13 protein-coding genes are annotated in these 16,171 nt (G+C 61.5%); 5 read left to right on the plus strand and 8 right to left on the minus strand.

Going from position 1 to position 16,171, the window contains the following annotated elements; all coding sequences use genetic code 11:
• Window positions 1-37: 37 nt before the first annotated feature.
• Window positions 38-1,327, plus strand: a complete 1,290-nt coding sequence (gene purD / locus I6L37_RS07965) for a phosphoribosylamine--glycine ligase (protein WP_216993707.1) — start codon at window positions 38-40, stop codon at window positions 1,325-1,327.
• A gap of 118 nt (window positions 1,328-1,445) precedes the next feature.
• Here the strand turns inward: purD and I6L37_RS07970 are convergent, their stop codons facing one another.
• Window positions 1,446-1,763 carry a hypothetical protein gene (locus I6L37_RS07970; protein WP_042026978.1) on the minus strand — a complete coding sequence of 106 codons (318 nt, stop codon included), beginning with the start codon at window positions 1,761-1,763 and terminating at the stop codon, window positions 1,446-1,448.
• Between the two features lie 311 nt (window positions 1,764-2,074).
• On the opposite strand from I6L37_RS07970, the gene I6L37_RS07975 reads away from it, so the two are divergent.
• Together I6L37_RS07975 and chrA are read left to right on the plus strand one after the other, a co-directional pair.
• Window positions 2,075-2,518 carry an NUDIX hydrolase gene (locus tag I6L37_RS07975; protein WP_201979451.1) on the plus strand — a complete coding sequence of 148 codons (444 nt, stop codon included), beginning with the start codon at window positions 2,075-2,077 and terminating at the stop codon, window positions 2,516-2,518.
• Between the two features lie 125 nt (window positions 2,519-2,643).
• Entirely contained in the window at window positions 2,644-3,786 is a 1,143-nt protein-coding gene (chrA, locus tag I6L37_RS07980; protein ID WP_216993708.1) for a chromate efflux transporter, read from the plus strand.
• A gap of 80 nt (window positions 3,787-3,866) precedes the next feature.
• Here chrA and msrB read toward each other — a convergent pair whose 3' ends face one another.
• The 4 genes from msrB to malQ form a co-directional block, all read right to left on the minus strand.
• Complete coding sequence (msrB, locus tag I6L37_RS07985; protein ID WP_216993709.1) at window positions 3,867-4,253, minus strand: peptide-methionine (R)-S-oxide reductase MsrB; 387 nt, start codon at window positions 4,251-4,253, stop codon at window positions 3,867-3,869.
• A 68-nt stretch (window positions 4,254-4,321) separates the two neighbouring features.
• Entirely contained in the window at window positions 4,322-6,478 is a 2,157-nt protein-coding gene (gene glgX / locus I6L37_RS07990; protein ID WP_216993710.1) for a glycogen debranching protein GlgX, read from the minus strand.
• Window positions 6,478-8,655, minus strand: a complete 2,178-nt coding sequence (glgB, locus tag I6L37_RS07995) for a 1,4-alpha-glucan branching protein GlgB (protein WP_216993711.1) — start codon at window positions 8,653-8,655, stop codon at window positions 6,478-6,480. The genes glgX and glgB overlap by 1 nt, the downstream gene beginning before the upstream one ends.
• An 82-nt stretch (window positions 8,656-8,737) precedes the next feature.
• Window positions 8,738-10,927 carry a 4-alpha-glucanotransferase gene (gene malQ, locus I6L37_RS08000; RefSeq protein WP_216993712.1) on the minus strand — a complete coding sequence of 730 codons (2,190 nt, stop codon included), beginning with the start codon at window positions 10,925-10,927 and terminating at the stop codon, window positions 8,738-8,740.
• 345 nt (window positions 10,928-11,272) lie between these two features.
• Between malQ and gap the strand changes: the two genes are divergently transcribed.
• Window positions 11,273-12,268 (plus strand): type I glyceraldehyde-3-phosphate dehydrogenase, encoded by a 996-nt coding sequence (gap, locus tag I6L37_RS08005; RefSeq protein ID WP_026457038.1) that lies wholly within the window; start codon window positions 11,273-11,275, stop codon window positions 12,266-12,268.
• 85 nt (window positions 12,269-12,353) lie between these two features.
• Entirely contained in the window at window positions 12,354-13,220 is an 867-nt protein-coding gene (locus I6L37_RS08010) for a D-hexose-6-phosphate mutarotase (protein WP_216993713.1), read from the plus strand.
• A gap of 69 nt (window positions 13,221-13,289) precedes the next feature.
• Here I6L37_RS08010 and nadA read toward each other — a convergent pair whose 3' ends face one another.
• From nadA to I6L37_RS08025, 3 genes are all read right to left on the minus strand, one after another.
• Window positions 13,290-14,363: a quinolinate synthase NadA gene (gene nadA, locus I6L37_RS08015; RefSeq protein WP_216993714.1), complete on the minus strand. Its 1,074-nt coding sequence runs from the start codon at window positions 14,361-14,363 to the stop codon at window positions 13,290-13,292.
• A gap of 214 nt (window positions 14,364-14,577) precedes the next feature.
• Window positions 14,578-15,033 carry an NfeD family protein gene (locus I6L37_RS08020; RefSeq protein ID WP_216993715.1) on the minus strand — a complete coding sequence of 152 codons (456 nt, stop codon included), beginning with the start codon at window positions 15,031-15,033 and terminating at the stop codon, window positions 14,578-14,580.
• Window positions 15,030-15,953, minus strand: coding sequence for an SPFH domain-containing protein (locus I6L37_RS08025; protein ID WP_042071176.1), 924 nt, complete (start codon window positions 15,951-15,953; stop codon window positions 15,030-15,032). The genes I6L37_RS08020 and I6L37_RS08025 overlap by 4 nt, the downstream gene beginning before the upstream one ends.
• Between the last annotated feature and the right edge of the window lie 218 nt (window positions 15,954-16,171).

The raw sequence follows: 16,171 nt of genomic DNA on the forward strand, positions 1-16,171 counted from the left end.
GCCGGGGCGGTGACCACAAATAGAAGCGAGCGAAACGATGAAAGTACTGATCATTGGTAACGGTGGCCGTGAACATGCATTGGCCTGGAAGGCAAAACACTCTCCCCTGGTGAGCCACGTCTTCGTGGCCCCGGGCAATGCGGGCACCCAGCTGGAGCCGGGGATCGAGAACGTGGCCATCGAGGCGACCGACATCGAAGGACTGCTGGCGTTTGCCAAGGCGAAGCAGATCGGCCTGACCATAGTCGGCCCCGAGGCTCCGCTGGTGAAAGGGGTGGTCGATGCCTTCCGCGCCGCCGGTCAGCCCATCTTCGGCCCGACTGCCGCCGCCGCCCAACTGGAAGGATCCAAGGCCTTCACCAAGGATTTCCTGGCCCGTCACGCCATCCCGACCGCCGATTACCAGAACTTCACCGAGGTGGAGCCGGCGCTGGCCTACCTGCGCGAGAAGGGCGCACCCATCGTCATCAAGGCCGACGGCCTGGCGGCCGGCAAGGGGGTGATCGTCGCCATGACACTGAGCGAAGCCGAAGAGGCGGTGCGGGACATGCTCTCCGGCAACGCGTTTGGCGATGCCGGCGCCCGGGTGGTGATCGAGGAGTTCCTGGATGGAGAGGAGGCGAGTTTTATCGTTATGGTGGATGGTGAGCACGTGCTGCCTATGGCCACCAGCCAGGATCATAAGCGGGTTGGTGATGGCGATACCGGCCCCAACACCGGCGGCATGGGGGCTTACTCTCCGGCCCCCGTGGTCACCCCCGAGGTGCACCGGCGCGTGATGGAACAGGTGATCATGCCGACCGTGCGCGGCATGGCGGCCGAAGGCAACGTCTACACCGGTTTCCTCTATGCCGGCCTGATGATCGATGGCCAGGGCAATCCCAAGGTGATCGAGTTCAACTGCCGCTTCGGCGATCCCGAGACCCAGCCCATCATGCTGCGGATGCAGTCCGATTTGGTGGAGCTCTGCCTGGCGGCCTGCGAGGGCAAGCTGGATCAGAAAGAGGCGTTCTACGATCCCCGCGCCGCCATCGGCGTGGTACTGGCGGCGGGCGGTTATCCCGGCAACTACAGCAGCAACCACCCCATCAGCGGTTTGCCGGTGGATGAGGTCGCGGGCGAGAAGGTGTTCCACGCCGGTACCCGGCTGGAAGGGGATACCAGCCTGACCCAGGGTGGCCGCGTGCTGTGTGCAACCGCCCTCGGTCACACGGTCGCCGAGGCGCAGAAACGTGCCTACCAGCTGGCGGCCCGCATCAAGTGGGATGGGGTTTTCTACCGCAAGGATATCGGCTGGCGTGCCATCGCACGGGAGCAGGATGAGTAATCCCGCTCGTGGCCAGAGTCACGGCATAAAGAGATCAAGGCGCCATTGGCGCCTTGATTTTATTGAGACTCTGGTGATGGTGAGTGCGAGCAAGCAATAGTGGTGCGCTCGCCGGCGGTCAGACGCTGACCTGGCTGATGTCCTCTACCTGCAGCAGCCAGCCTGACGGCTCCTGTTGCGGTTCGCCACTCAGGCGCAGCCGCTCACCACTTTGCACCCACTGCCCCTCGGGCAGGGAGACCAGCAGGCTCTCGCTGCCGTTGTCGAACAGCCAGCGATCATCCCCCAGCGATTCGATCAGATAACCTTCCATCTCCACTCTGGACTCGGTTTGCCAGGATGGCGCAACGGAATCACGGCTCTCGATGAAATCCCCCTGAACACCAAAGCTGGCTAGCCCCCACAGAATGGAGAGTCCGACCAATGATGACTGCATCTTGTCTCTCCTCTTTTGGAACTGCAGGGCCAGTATGGGAAGAGAAAACTGAGCGCACCATGAACAGGTTGGCAAAGTGCAGGCGAGATCGCGAAAAAAACCATTCAGTGGGCAGATTTTGTCATTTTATGATGAATGGATCACACTCGCTGGCGGCTTTCGCTACCATTCGCACCATTGTCGGGTTATTCAACCCCGTGGCAATGGCGCGCCAGGCCGTATCGACAGGGTCGCTTGGCACTTGCACCCCGGTATCATAGGGCCTAAGGTGGGCCCCCGTTCTAGTTGTCGTATCGCAAGGAGCTTCTCGTATGGCCACTCCCTATCCCCGCGTCGGTGTCGGCGTCATCCTGACCAACAGCCAGGGCCAGGTGCTGCTCGGCAAACGCAAGGGGAGTCACGCCCCTTACTGGTCCATTGCGGGCGGCCATCTGGAGCTGGGAGAGAGCTTCGAGTCGGCGGCCATCCGCGAGGTGGCCGAAGAGACGGGGTTTGTCATCAGCGACCCCAGGGTCATCGCAGTCACCAACAACCTGGAGACCTGGCGCGAGAGCGGGTTGCATTACATCTCGGTCACTCTGCTGGCCGAGGTGGCAGGCGAGCCGCAACTGCTGGAGCCGGAAAAGTGCGAGGGTTGGGTCTGGTGCGATCCCCGCGCGCTGCCCGAGCCCCATTTCGATGCCAGTCGCCAATCTATCGCCTGCTGGCTGGCGGGGCGCTGCTATCTGCCACAGCCAGGCCAGGAGGCATCATAACCATCGCCTGCCGGCTGACCGTTCACTGCGATTTGCCAGCGGGATCACCCGAATAGTCATAAAACATTCATCCCTTTGTCATATCATCCCGCCAGTGCCTTTTATAACAAGACAGGAGTGGTGGCGTGGGGCAGGTGTTTATTCAGTTTCTGTGGCTGGGTTGCGTCAGTTTCGGTGGGCCGGCCGCCCATATCGGCTATTTTCAGCGCACCTTCGTCGAGCGGCTGCGCTGGCTGACCCAGGCCGAGTTCGCCCAGTTACTGGCCCTGTGCCAGCTGCTGCCGGGGCCCGCCTCCAGCCAGCTTGGCTTTGCCATCGGTCGCCACCGTGCAGGTCTGGCGGGCGCCCTGGCCGCCTTCATCGGCTTTACGCTCCCCTCCTTTGCGTTGCTGCTGGCCGCCGCCATCGGCGTGGGCCTGCTCACTGACAACCTCTGGCTGGAGGCCGCCCTGCACGGACTCAAGCTGCTGGCGTTGGTGGTGGTGGCCGATGCCGTGCTCACCATGAGTCGCCAGTTCTGCAAGACGGTACTGCAACAGGGGATCATGGTGGTGACCGCCGCCGCCCTCTGGTGGCAACCCGGCCTCTTGACCCAGCTGGTCATGCTGACGGGCGCGGCCTTGATCTGCGCACGTCAGGGGGAGGGCGCAATGGCGGCGGCACCGCAGGCTGGCGAGCGGCGCCAGCCGCACTGGCCGACCTTGTTGCTGTTTGCCCTGCTGTTCCTCGGTCTGCCACTGCTGGCAACGGATCCCGCCAGCCGTCTGGCCGCCGATTTCTATCAGGCAGGCAGCCTGGTGTTTGGTGGCGGTCACGTGGTGTTGCCCCTGCTGCAGGAGAGCGTGGGGCATACCCTCAACCAGCAGCAGTTTCTGACCGGCTACAGCCTGGCCCAGCTGGTGCCGGGCCCCATGTTTACCCTCGCTACCTACCTGGGTGCCCAGCTGTTGCCTGCAGCGCCGTTTGCGGGGGCCTTGCTGGCGACCCTGACCATCTTCCTGCCGGGATTTCTGCTGCTGTGGGCCATGGGGCCCTGCTGGCAGAGCTGGCTGGCCAACCCCAGGCTGGCGGGGGCGGTGACGGGGATCAATGCCGCCGTGGTGGGGTTGCTGCTGGCCGCCCTCTATCAGCCGGTGTGGCAGAGTGCCGTCTTGGTACCAACGGATCTGGCGCTGACCGCCATCGCTTTCTATCTGTTGAGGGTCGTGAAGCTGCCCATTCTGGCCATTGCCGGTCTGCTGGTGGGGACAGCCCTGCTGCTGGCCTGATGGCAGGCATGACTGGATCCCTGTAAAAACGGCGCCCCTGATGTCAGGGGCGCCGTTTTCTATTGCTCGGGATGGCTTGCTCAGCCTTCGGGATCGAAGTCCAGACTCAGGCTGTTGACGCAGTAGCGCTGGCCGGTCTCGGTCGGGCCGTCCGGGAAGACGTGGCCCAGATGGGAGCCGCACTGGCTGCAGGTGATCTCCACCCGCTTCATGCCGTGGCTGTTGTCTTCGGTGTAGGTCACAGTCCCTTCGATGGCCCGGTCGAACGAAGGCCAGCCGCAGCCGGAGTCGAACTTGGCATCCGAGTGAAACAGCACGCTCTTGCAGCAAACGCACAGGTAGTCACCACTCTTGCGGTTGTGCAGCAGGGCGCCGCTGTAGGGGCGCTCAGTGCCTTTCTCCCAGCAGACGTGAAACTGCTCGGCGCTCAGCTTGTCGCGCCACTGTTCGGGGTTGTTACTGCTCATTCCGACTCCTCGCCACTGATAACGGTGCCCAGCATAGCGGCTCCGTAAAGCTGACTCCAGCATGCCTGTTATGGTTTGCCCGCATCTGTGATCGGGTTGGCAGGCGGCGCCACCACGGTGGCGGGAAGATGCGCCTCCTCATGGGGCAAGGCTTCTTCTGCCTGCTCATCCCGCACGATCCGCTCCAGCAGCTTGAGGGAGTGGGCCCGGCTGACCGCCACCTGGCGCTTGATGTCGTCAGGCAGGAACGGCAGGCCGTCGTTGGTGGCCGTGTCTATGGTCTGGATCCACTCCATCCCCTCGCCGGGCGGGGGCAGGCGGAACTGGATATCGTAGTCGCTGGCGTTGAACAGCACGTACCAGCGCTCCCCGGGGCAGGTGATCATGCCGATATCCATGGCAAAGGCCTGGCCCATGGGGGCGTGCCAGTCCTGATCGGTGAGTTGGTGACCATCCGGGTGATACCAGTTGACCTGATGGCAGCTGGCGGGGGCACCATTCCAGCTGTCGTCGCTCAGCTGCAAATTGGAGAAGACCTCGGACTCTGCCCGCAATGCCATCATCTGCTGGGTGAAGGCAAACAGCCGCTCGTCCTCCGGTCGCCACTGCCAGTTGACCCAGCTTATCTGGTTGTCCTGGCAATAGGCGTTGTTGTTGCCAAGCTGGCTGCGCCCCATCTCGTCACCGGCCAGGAAGTGCGGCGTGCCCTGGGAGAGCAGCAGGGTGGCGATCATGTTGCGCTTCTGCTGCTGGCGCAGGTTGTTGACCCGCGGATCCAGGGTCGGCCCCTCCACGCCGTAGTTGTTGGAGAGGTTGTTGCCGTGGCCGTCCCGGTTGTCCTCGCCGTTGGCCTGGTTGTGGCGCTGGTTGTAGGAGACCAGATCCTCCAGGGTGAAGCCGTCGTGGTAGCAGAGGTAGTTGACGCTGGAATGGGGGGCGCGCCAGTTCTTCGGGAAGAGATCCCGCGAGCCCACCAGCCGGGTGGCAAAGTCCCCCATCTTGCCTGCATCGCCGCGCCAGAAGGCGCGCACCGTGTCGCGATAGCGATCGTTGATCTCCAGCCACTGGCTCGGGAATTGGCCGAGGCGATAACCGAACGGGCCTATGTCCCAGGGCTCGGCGACAAGCTTCACCTGTGACAGCACAGGGTCTGCCATCAATGCCTTGAAGAAGGCCCCCATGGGATCGAACTCGCCTGCCTCTCGCGCCAGCGCCACCGCCAGATCGAAACGAAAGCCATCTACCTGCATCTCGGTAACCCAGTAGCGCAGGGCGTCGAGCACCAGACGCAGGGTGTTGGGATGATCCAGATTGACGCTGTTGCCACAGCCGGTCACGTTGGCGTGACGGCTGTAGTCAGGGCCGTGCGGACCCGCCTCGAAGGCGTAGTAGCCCGCATTGTCGAATCCCTTGAGCGACAGCATGGGACCGTCGAAGCCCGATTCGGCGGTGTGGTTGTAGACCACGTCCAGGATCACCTCGAGCCCGGCCTTGTGCAGCTCGCGCACCATGGTCTTGAACTCGGTCACCGCCTCGCCCGTATGCGCGCTGTAGCGCGGTTCGGGGGCGAAGAAGGCGACGGGGTTGTAACCCCAGTAGTTGCTGAGTCCCAGTTGCTCGAGCCTGGGTTCGGACATGAAGGCCGCCACCGGCATCAGCTGCACCGAGGTGATGCCGAGGGACTTCATGTGTTCGATCATCAGCGGGTGGCTGATGCCAAGATAGGTACCCTGCAGTGTTTTGGGGATCCCCGGATGCTGGCGGGTAAAGCCCTTGACGTGGGCCTCGTAGAGGATGGTGCGGGCCGGTTCGATGGCAGGCTTGCCGATCCCCTGCCAGTCGAAAGCGTCATCCACCACCACCGACTTGGCCATCATGGCCGCACTGTCTCCCTGATAGAGGGCGTCATCCCAGTAGAGGGGGCGGCTGAGGGCCCGGGCATAGGGGTCGATCAGCAGCTTGTCCGGATCGAACAGCATCCCCTCCTGAGGCGTGCCATGCACCCGATAACCATAACGCTGGCCGGCTTTTACGCCGCGCACATAGCCGAATCGGTACTGGCCGCGTCGGCCAGGCAGTTCGAGCCGTGCCTGTTCCTGCTCGTTGTCGTCGAACAGGCAGAGTTCCACCCTGTCCGACTGGGGGGCCCAGACGCAGAAGTGGCAACCTGCTTCATCAAGACGGGCCCCCAGGGGGTGGCCCGACCCTTTTTCCATCACAAGCATCAGGACTCCTGTTTGATAAACAAGGTCGCCAAAGGCGGCAGATCCAGCACTATGCTGTGCGCCATTCCCTGCCAGGGGGTTGGCTCGGCGGCGAACACCAGACCCACATCATAGTTGCTGCCCCAGTAATACTCGCTGTCGGTGTTGAGCACCACCCGGTAGTGGCCCGCCGCCGGTACGCCGAGGCGATAGTCGGTGCGGGGAACCGGGGTGAAGTTGGCCGCGACCATGATGGCCTGCTCGCCCTCCTTGTCCGCCCGCAGCCAGGCAAAGATGCTGTTGTCGGCATCGTTGTGATCGAGCCAGCGAAAGCCGGTCTGCTCGTAATCGGCCTGATAGAGGGCCGGTTCGTGGCGATAGAGGTGGTTGAGGTCGTGGATCAGCCGCTGTTGGCCGGCATGCTTGGGGTATTGCAGCAGATGCCAGGGCAACTGGGCATCGTGGTTCCACTCGTTGCTCTGGGCGATCTCGGTGCCCATGAAGTTGAGCTTCTTGCCCGGGTGGGCATACATGAAGCCCATGTAGGCGCGCAGGTTTGCCGCCTGCTGCCACTCATCCCCCGGCATCTTGTAGAGCAATGAGTGCTTGCCGTGCACCACCTCGTCGTGAGAGAGCGACAGAATGAAGTTCTCGTCATAGTGGTACACCATGGAGAAGGTCATGTCGTTGTGGTGATAACGGCGGTGAATAGGCTCTTTTTGCATGTAGGTGAGGGTGTCGTGCATCCAGCCCATATTCCACTTGAAGCCAAAGCCCAGGCCACCCAGGAAGGTGGGGCGCGAAACCCCGGCAAAGGCGGTGGACTCCTCGGCGATGGTCATGGCGTGAGGATACTTGCCGTACACCTCCTCGTTGGTCCACTTCAAGAGGCTGATCGCCTCGTAGTTGTGGTTGCCGCCATCGACGTTCGGCACCCACTCGCCGGCGTTGCGGGAGTAGTCCAGATAGAGCATGGAGGCGACCGCGTCCACCCGCAGGCCGTCGACGTGGAACTTGTCGAGCCAGTAAAGAGCGCTGGCCACCAGGAACTGGCGCACCGTATCGCGGCCGAAGTCGTAGATGTAGGAGTTCCAGTCCGGATGCCAGCCACGGCGCGGATCCTCGTACTCGTACAGCGGCGTGCCGTCGAAGCGGGCCAGGCCATGGGCATCGGAGGGGAAGTGGGCCGGCACCCAGTCGAGGATGACGCCGATCCCTGCCTGGTGGCAACTGTCGACGAAGAACTTGAAGTCGTCTGCGCTGCCATAACGGCTGGTGGGGGAAAACATACCTACCGGCTGATAGCCCCAGGAGCCACTGAACGGGTGTTCGGAGACCGGCAGCAGCTCGATGTGGGTGTATTCCATCTCCCGCACATAGTCGACCAGCTCCACCGCCAGCTCGCGCCAGCTCAGGCTGTCGCCGTTGGAGTGGCGCTTCCAGGAGCCGATGTGCAGTTCGTAGATGGAGATGGGCTGCTCGCGCTTGTCGTTGCGCTGGCTCGCCACCCAGTCCGCATCCTGCCACTGGTACTGATCGTGGTCATAGACCACGGAGGCGAACGACGGGTACTGCTCGCAATAGAAGCCTACCGGATCGCTCTTGTGGGGCAAGCGGTTGCCCATGGGGTCTTTGAGTTCGAACTTGTAGCGCTCCCCGGCCTTGAGACCCGGCACGAACAGCACCCAGTGGCCGCACAGACTACGCTGCATCGGATGGCGGCGGCCATCCCAGAAGTTGAAGTCGCCGATGAGGCTCACCGAGGTGGCGCTCGGTGCATAGACCGCAAAACGTACCCCTTCCACCCGCTGGCCGAGATGTTCCACGGTGCGCAACTGGGCGCCCAGAGTGTGGTAGAGGTTTTCCGGCTGATAGGTCAGTTCGGCGAGCCCTTCCCAGGCGGCGTCCTGTAATTGGTAGGGGTCTATGACGTCGGTGGTGGCATTCGGGTAGCTGACGATCAGCTGGTAGGGGAAGGGGTTCTTGCGGCGGGTGAAAACAGTTTCAAAAAGACCTGTGTCATCGGAGGACGCCAGGGTGGCAACAACTTTGCCCGATTTGAGGTCCCTGACGCGAACTTCGGTGGCATCAGGCAACCAGGCGGTCAGTTTGAGGCCGGGCCCATCCGGATTGGCCTGCAGGCCTAAATGAGAGAAGGGATCGGAACAGCGGGCAGCAACCAAACGTTCAACGAGCATCGAGATTTCCTTTCATGACAGATCATCCGCTCCGGCCAGCGCCGGAGCGGATTGAGGTGAGTCAGCTGTGCGCGACAGCGGCTCAACGACTGGCCTCATCACGGGCACGGCTCATCTGGCCGGCCAGCGCCTTGAGCGCCTCATTGGCAAAAATATCCTCCAGGTCGGCGGAGAGCTTGCGGCGCCAGTTGGGATATTCGTAACTGGTGCCCGGCACGTTGACCGGCTTGTCCATCTCCAGCCAGTCTTCCAGCTGGGTGCTGAACAGGGCGCAGCTGCCACGGGACATGTGGATCTGCAGGCCATGGTTGAGCTCGGTATTCATGCCAACCCAGTTGACGTCACGGCTGATGTTGTCAGAGATGACCTTGTGAGCGTGCAGGCTGTCGAGGATCCGCTGTTTGGCCTGGTGGCGATCAGCATACAGGGTCTTGAGAACGTCTTCATCCGGATACAATCCGAGCTCGCGTCCCAGCGCCAGATCGTCGCAATGCCAGAAGCCCTTGAGGGTCGGCATGTCATGGGTGGTCAGGGCCGACATCGCCTGCTCGGCGTAGTGGGCCGGGGAGATGAAGCCACCGTCCTCCTTGGAGCGCTCGAAGAAGAACACCTTGTAGGAGTGGACGCCGTTCTCCTTCAGGGTCACGTCGATCCCCTCCGGCACAGTGCCGAGATCCTCGCCGATCAGCAGGCACTGATTGCGGTGGGATTCGAGGGCCAGGATGCCGAGCAGGTCGTTGACCGGGTAGTAGATGTAGGCGCCCTTGGCGGCGGACTCTCCGGGCGGTACCCACCACAGGCGCAGTAGCGCCATCACATGGTCGATGCGCAGGGCGCCGCAGGAGCGCATGTTGGCGCGAAACAGATCCACCATCGGCTGATAGGCGGCCTCGAACAGCTGGTTTGGGTTCATGGGGGGTAAGCCCCAGTTTTGGCCGAGGGGGCCCAGAATATCGGGCGGCGCACCGACCGAAGCTTTCGGGCAGTAGAGATCCTGGTTGGCCCAGATCTCGGTAGAGCCTTCGGAGACGCCCACCGCCAGATCCCGGTAGATCCCCATCACCATGCCGGCGGCCTTGGCGCGGGCATCGGCCTGGGCCAGCTGCTCGTCGGCGAGGAATTGCAGATACAGGTAGAAGGCCACATCCTGCTGGTGTTCCGAGGCCCAGGCGGCGACCGCCGGGTTGTGGTAGTCACGGAAGGCCTCGGGCCACACCGGCCAGCCCCAGGCGTTTTCGCCCTTGGCATAGAAGTGGGCCTGCAGGGCATCGAAGGTGGCCTGTTGTTGCAGACTGTCGCCACCGGCGGCGACAAAGCTGTCGAATGCAGCCTGACGTTCGGCGCCGAGCTTGGCCTGGTCAAACACCTGGCGCAGCATGGCGATCTTGGTTTCGATGACGCCTGTGTAGTCGACGTTCTCTTTGGCGCGCAGCTCGGTCAGGCGCTGCTGAAAGGCGGGGCTTGCCACTTCCGCTTTGAGGCGCTCGTTGCCCTGGAATTCGGGGACGGTTTCCACATCGATATAGGCGACGTTGAGCCAGCGACGGGATGAAGGGCTATAGGGGCTGGCGCTCTCCGGATTGGCCGGATAGAGGGCATGGATGGGGTTGAGGCCGACGAAGTGGGCCCCCCAGGCGGCCGCTTTTTCGACCAGCTGGCCCAGATCGCTGAAATCGCCGATACCCCAGTTGTGGCGGCTGCGCAGGCAGTAGAGCTGCACGCTCGGGCCCCACACCTTGCGGCCATTGGCGATGGGGGGCTGCTTGTAGCAAGCCTTGGGCGCGACGATGAGACGCATGGTGGCCAGCGGTTCGTCATTGCCCTCTTCCAGCAGCACCAGCTGGTGGTAACCCAGCTCCGGGGTCATCGCCAGGGTGACGCGATAGGCCTGGCACTCCATCTCCTTGAATTCAGCGACGCCGACCAGCTCGCCCTCGATGGGGGTGAACTGACCGGACAGCACGGCACCCTGCTCCTGTTGGAGCTGCCAGGTGAGGGCGTCATTGACGAATTCGATGGGGAGGCGGACGTCGAGGGTAACCGGCTCGCCGGTGCGAACCACCATCACGGGATCCAGCGCGCGCAGCCAGTGCTGGCGGTGCTCCTGCTCCAGCTGCTCGGTCAGGGCGGCTTCGTCATCGACGCGATAGCCCATGGCGCCCAGCATGGCGGCCTTGCTCTCTTCAGACACCTGGGCCGGTTGGCCCCAGGCATCGACATACTCGCTGGCGATGCCTTTTGCGGCAGCCAGCTGTTCGATCAGGGTGGTCATAGTTTGAGAATTCCCGCTGTGGATTCTATCTATACTATTTTGATTAATTTTTATGGGTGGTACTTGAACAGTGGCTCTTTGGCCATGCTAAACCGCGTTCATTTTTACATATCTGTCGTTATGGTTGTGTGACCGAGTAGGCACTATTGTTGATAATTGCGAAGGGGGCAAACAGGATGTTTTTTTGTCAAAGTACGGTAATCAGTTACATAAACAGAAAATAAATTTCACAGTTTTTCATGATATAGCGCAATTTCGGACCGAATGTTGGTTGACTCACCGTAGAGTTCTAGTAAATTTACAAGCGGAATTTTCTTTGACTACTGAACAGTTAGGTAACTAAATATGACTATCAAAGTAGGTATTAACGGTTTTGGCCGTATCGGTCGTTTCGTATTCCGTCTGGCTTGCGAGCGCAACGACATCGAAGTTGTTGGTATCAACGACCTGATCGACGTTGACTACATGGCTTACATGCTGAAGTACGACTCCACCCACGGTCGTTTCAACGGTACCGTTGAAGTTAAAGACGGCAACCTGGTTGTTAACGGCAAAACCGTACGTGTTACCGCTGAGCGTGACCCGGCCAACCTGCGTTGGAACGAAATCGGTGTTGACGTTGTTGCCGAAGCTACCGGTCTGTTCCTGACCGACGAGACCGCTCGCAAGCACATCGCTGCCGGTGCCAAGAAAGTTGTTCTGACTGGTCCGTCCAAAGACGCTACCCCGATGTTCGTTATGGGCGTTAACCACGCTACCTACGCTGGCCAGGACATCGTTTCCAACGCTTCCTGCACCACCAACTGCCTGGCTCCGATCGCCAAAGTACTGAACGACACCTTCGGTATCGAGTCTGGCCTGATGACCACTGTTCACGCTACCACTGCTACCCAGAAGACCGTTGATGGCCCGTCTGCCAAAGACTGGCGCGGTGGCCGCGGCGCGGCTCAGAACATCATTCCGTCCTCTACCGGTGCTGCCAAGGCTGTTGGCGTAGTTATCCCGGAACTGAAAGGCCTGCTGACCGGTATGGCTTTCCGTGTTCCGACTCCGGACGTATCCGTTGTTGACCTGACCGTTAACCTGAAGAAAGCTGCCACCTACGCAGAAATCTGCGAAGCGATGAAAGCTGCTTCCGAAGGCGCGATGAAGGGCGTTCTGGGCTACACCGAAGACGAAGTGGTTTCTACCGACTTCCTGGGTGAGCGTCAGACCTCCGTATTCGACGCCAAGGCTGGTATCCAGCTGACCGACAAATTCGTTAAAGTTGTATCCTGGTACGACAACGAAATGGGCTACTCCAGCAAGGTTCTGGACCTGATCGCTCACATCTCCAAGTAATTTGGGATGCGCAATCGCGTAGCTTGAAAAAGGCGGCCACTGGCCGCCTTTTTGTTTTTCGGTTCCCATGATGACAGGAGTCCACATGCAATCCATTCGCCCCCTGACCGCCAATTGCCAGCTCGCCAACAATGCGGCCGGTCTGCCGGTTCTCACCATCAGCAATGACAGCGCCAGGGCCGAGATCAGCCTGTTCGGCGCCCATGTGCTGAGTTATCAGCGCCATGGCGAACCCGCCTCCATCTGGTTGAGTGACAAGGCCATGCTGGATGGCAGCAAGCCAATCCGTGGCGGCATTCCCCTCTGCTGGCCCTGGTTCGGCCCAGCGCCGGCTCGCGTCGGTAGCGGCAAACCCTCCCACGGCTTTGCCCGCACCAGCCTCTGGACCCTGGACGGCGTCTCCGATCACGCCGACGGTACCCTGGTGCATCTCTCCCTGCGCGACAGCAAGGCGACCCGCACCCAGTGGGATCACGCCTTCGAGCTGGAGCTGGACGTGCTGGTAGGCAAGGAGCTCTCCCTGGTGCTGACCACCCGCAACACTGGCAGCCAGCCTCTCGTCTACAGTGGAGCCTTACACACCTATCTGACGATCAGCCAGCCGGAAGCTGTCAGCGTCAACGGGCTGGGTGAACCCTATGCCGACAAGCTGACCGGTCAGGATGGCAAGCAGCAGGGAGCCTTGACCCTGAGCGGCCCGCTGGATCGCGTCTATTGGCAGCCCGAGGCGCTGGTCAGCGTCAAGGATGGTGAGCGCGAGATCCGTGTGGTGAGTGGCAATCATGACAGCGTGGTGGTCTGGACTCCCTGGCAGGAAGGGGCCACCGCCATGGCCGACATGAGCGACGACGGCTATCGCACCATGCTGTGCGTCGAAGCGGCCATCGCCGGCGAGGCGGGCGTCACAGTCGCCCCCGACGAGGAGCACAGCCTCTCCACCGTGATCATCTGATCGCCTGGCAAGTCATATAACAAGAGGGCTTCCGCGGGAGCCCTCTTTGTATCTCGTCATCAGGAGCAATCAGGCATTGCCCTGGGTCTTGAGCTTGAGTTCAGCGGCAAAGTCCAGCATGCGATCGAGGGGGATCAGGGCCTTGATCCGCAAGGCTTCGTCCACATGGATCTCGTGGCGCTCGGCACCATCGGTGAGGGCGGACTTGATGGCCACCAGGCCGTTCATCGCCATCCAGGGGCAGTGAGCACAGCTGCGGCAGGTGGCGCCATCACCACCGGTCGGTGCTTCCACCATCTCTTTCTCCGGACAGGCCTGCTGCATCTTGTAAAAGATGCCGCGATCGGTCGCCACGATGAGCTTCTGCTGGGGCAGCTCCCTGGCTGCCTTGATCAGCTGGCTGGTGGAGCCCACCGCATCGGCCAGTTCGATGACGGAGGCGGGGGATTCGGGGTGCACCAGCACGGCGGCATCCGGATTCTGCGCTTTCAGATCGCGCAGGGCGCGGGCCTTGAACTCGTCGTGGACGATGCAGTGGCCCTGCCAGCGCAGCATCTCGGCGCCGGTCTTCTTCTCGATGTAGGCGCCCAGGTGGCGATCCGGGCCCCAGATGATCTTCTTGCCCTGGCTGTCGAGATGCTCGACGATCTCCAGCGCTATGCTGGAGGTAACGACCCAGTCAGCCCGCGCCTTGACCGCCGCCGAGGTGTTGGCGTAGACCACCACGGTATGGTCGGGATGGGCATCGCAGAAGGCGGAGAATTGCTCGATGGGGCAACCCAGATCGAGGGAGCACTCGGCCTCCAGAGTCGGCATCAGCACCCGCTTGTGGGGGCTCAGGATCTTGGAGGTCTCCCCCATGAAGCGCACGCCAGCGACGATCAGGGTCTGGGCGGCATGATCCCGGCCAAAACGGGCCATTTCGAGGGAATCCCCGACGAAACCACCGGTGGCTTCGGCCAGCGCCTGAATCTCGGGATCCGTGTAGTAGTGGGCGACCAGCACGGCCTGACGCTCATTGAGCAGTGCCTTGATGTCTGCGATCAGGGTCGTCTTCTGCTCGGCGCTCAGGGGAACCGGTTTGGCCGGAAACGGGTAGTCCATCTCGACTACCGGCGGGATACTGCTCAGTGCATTGCTCATTGCGACTGTTCCATCAACGCTTGGAAAGGCAAAAATTATAACCAGAAGCTGGGCACAAACCCATCAACAAATCGGTCCTTGTGCGGCGTTCGACATATCCCTCTGTTATTTCATCGGGTGGGGGAGTCGTCCGTTACTGATGAAGGGCCGCCATGGATATTGACCAACAAAAAGCCCGCGCGATGGCGGGCTTGGCGTCAGTCGTCGAAAGCCCTCAGGGGAGGGGCTCGACCAGCAGGATATGGGAGTCGTACCCCGTCACTCGAACCCTGCTGCCCGCCGGGAGTGGCTGGTTGCAGCGCACCGTCCAGACGGTGTCGTCCAGGTGTACCCGGCTCATCCCCTGAGTCACGTCATCCAGCAGCACCAGCTCGCGCCCTAGATACCCCTGCATCCGCTCGTTGATGGGGGCGGCGGCATCCTGGCCCGAGCGATCCCGCTGGTGCTGCCAGCGCCACCAGGCCCAGGTGGTGAGCAGGGATTGCACCGCAAACAGCAGCAGCTGAGCCTGCCAGCCGAAGGGCCACACCAGCAGCAACAGGCCCACCTCCAGTGCGGCGATGCCGGTCCAGAGCAGAAAGCCCACCGAGCCCAGCACCTCGATGGCCAGCAGCACGAAGCCGAGCCCCAGCCAGTGCCAGTAGGTCAGTCCCTCGAACAGGGCTGTCATGGTTTGCCGCCCTTGCCATCTTTGTTGAACAGCTCTGCCATGCCGGCCACCGAGCCTATCAGGCTGCCCGCCTCCAGCGGCATCATTACCACCTTGCTGTTGGGGCCTTCACCGATGCGGGCCAGTGCCTCGGTGTACTTCTGGGCCACGAAGTAGTTGATGGCCTGCAGATCCCCTTCGGCGATGGCTTTTGACACCATATGGGTTGCCTTGGCTTCTGCTTCTGCTGCTCGTTCCCGCGCCTCGGCGGCGAGGAAGGCGGCCTGACGCTCACCCTCGGCTTTGAGGATCTGGGATTGCTTCTCCCCCTCGGCTTTCAGAATTTTGGACTGACGAACCCCTTCGGCTTCCAGTACTTCGGCCCGTTTCTGGCGCTCGGCCTTCATCTGGGCGTTCATCGCTTCTACCAGCGCCAGCGGCGGACGCACATCCTTGATCTCGATGCGGGTCACCTTGATGCCCCAGGGGGCGGTGGCGGCATCCATGGTGCGCAGCAACTTCTCGTTGATGGTGTCGCGCTGGGAGAGCATCTCGTCCAGCTCCATGGCGCCCAGCACGGTACGCATGTTGGTCATGGTGAGGTTGCGGATGGCGCTGGTCAGATCGTTCACTTCATAGCCTGCCTTGCGGGCATCCACCACCTGCACGAAGCTGATGGCGTCTATGGTGACGTTGGCGTTGTCGCGGGAGATCACCTCCTGTGCCGGGATGTCCAGTACCTGCTCCATCATGATGATCTTGTGGCCGATGCGATCTATGTAGGGGATCAGCAGGTTGAGACCGGGGGTGAGGGTACGGGTATAGCGGCCGAAGCGCTCCACGGTCCAGTTGTAACCCTGCGGCACTATCTTGATCCCGGCGCTCAGGGTGGCGATCACCAGGAATATGAAAATTCCCAGCACAATCAATGATTCATTCATCATTTGACTCCGTTTCAATGTGTCTCGATAGACTATACCCCGCACGGTGAAAGCACCAGTCACCCGCTGCATGCCGGGCATTTCGCTACCCGCAATCTTCTTTTCTGCACCCTCTATTCAAGGGCATCGCACTCCCCCTGATTTGCCATTCTGCGGCAAAGCATATTCCCAAAAGATATAAATGAACGTTCTTTATTATTTTATCGCGCTTAGCCATC

The sequence above is a fragment of the Aeromonas sp. FDAARGOS 1407 genome (assembly GCF_019048725.1).
Classification (GTDB): domain Bacteria; phylum Pseudomonadota; class Gammaproteobacteria; order Enterobacterales; family Aeromonadaceae; genus Aeromonas; species Aeromonas enteropelogenes.

Coding starts and splice junctions, on each gene's coding strand:
- purD (WP_216993707.1), top strand. CDS start 38: ATGAAAGTACTGATCATTGGTAACGGTGGCCGTGAACATGCATTGGCC.
- I6L37_RS07970 (WP_042026978.1), bottom strand. CDS start 1,763: ATGCAGTCATCATTGGTCGGACTCTCCATTCTGTGGGGGCTAGCCAGC.
- I6L37_RS07975 (WP_201979451.1), top strand. CDS start 2,075: ATGGCCACTCCCTATCCCCGCGTCGGTGTCGGCGTCATCCTGACCAAC.
- msrB (WP_216993709.1), bottom strand. CDS start 4,253: ATGAGCAGTAACAACCCCGAACAGTGGCGCGACAAGCTGAGCGCCGAG.
- glgX (WP_216993710.1), bottom strand. CDS start 6,478: ATGCTTGTGATGGAAAAAGGGTCGGGCCACCCCCTGGGGGCCCGTCTT.
- glgB (WP_216993711.1), bottom strand. CDS start 8,655: ATGCTCGTTGAACGTTTGGTTGCTGCCCGCTGTTCCGATCCCTTCTCT.
- malQ (WP_216993712.1), bottom strand. CDS start 10,927: ATGACCACCCTGATCGAACAGCTGGCTGCCGCAAAAGGCATCGCCAGC.
- gap (WP_026457038.1), top strand. CDS start 11,273: ATGACTATCAAAGTAGGTATTAACGGTTTTGGCCGTATCGGTCGTTTC.
- I6L37_RS08010 (WP_216993713.1), top strand. CDS start 12,354: ATGCAATCCATTCGCCCCCTGACCGCCAATTGCCAGCTCGCCAACAAT.
- nadA (WP_216993714.1), bottom strand. CDS start 14,363: ATGAGCAATGCACTGAGCAGTATCCCGCCGGTAGTCGAGATGGACTAC.
- I6L37_RS08020 (WP_216993715.1), bottom strand. CDS start 15,033: ATGACAGCCCTGTTCGAGGGACTGACCTACTGGCACTGGCTGGGGCTC.
- I6L37_RS08025 (WP_042071176.1), bottom strand. CDS start 15,953: ATGAATGAATCATTGATTGTGCTGGGAATTTTCATATTCCTGGTGATC.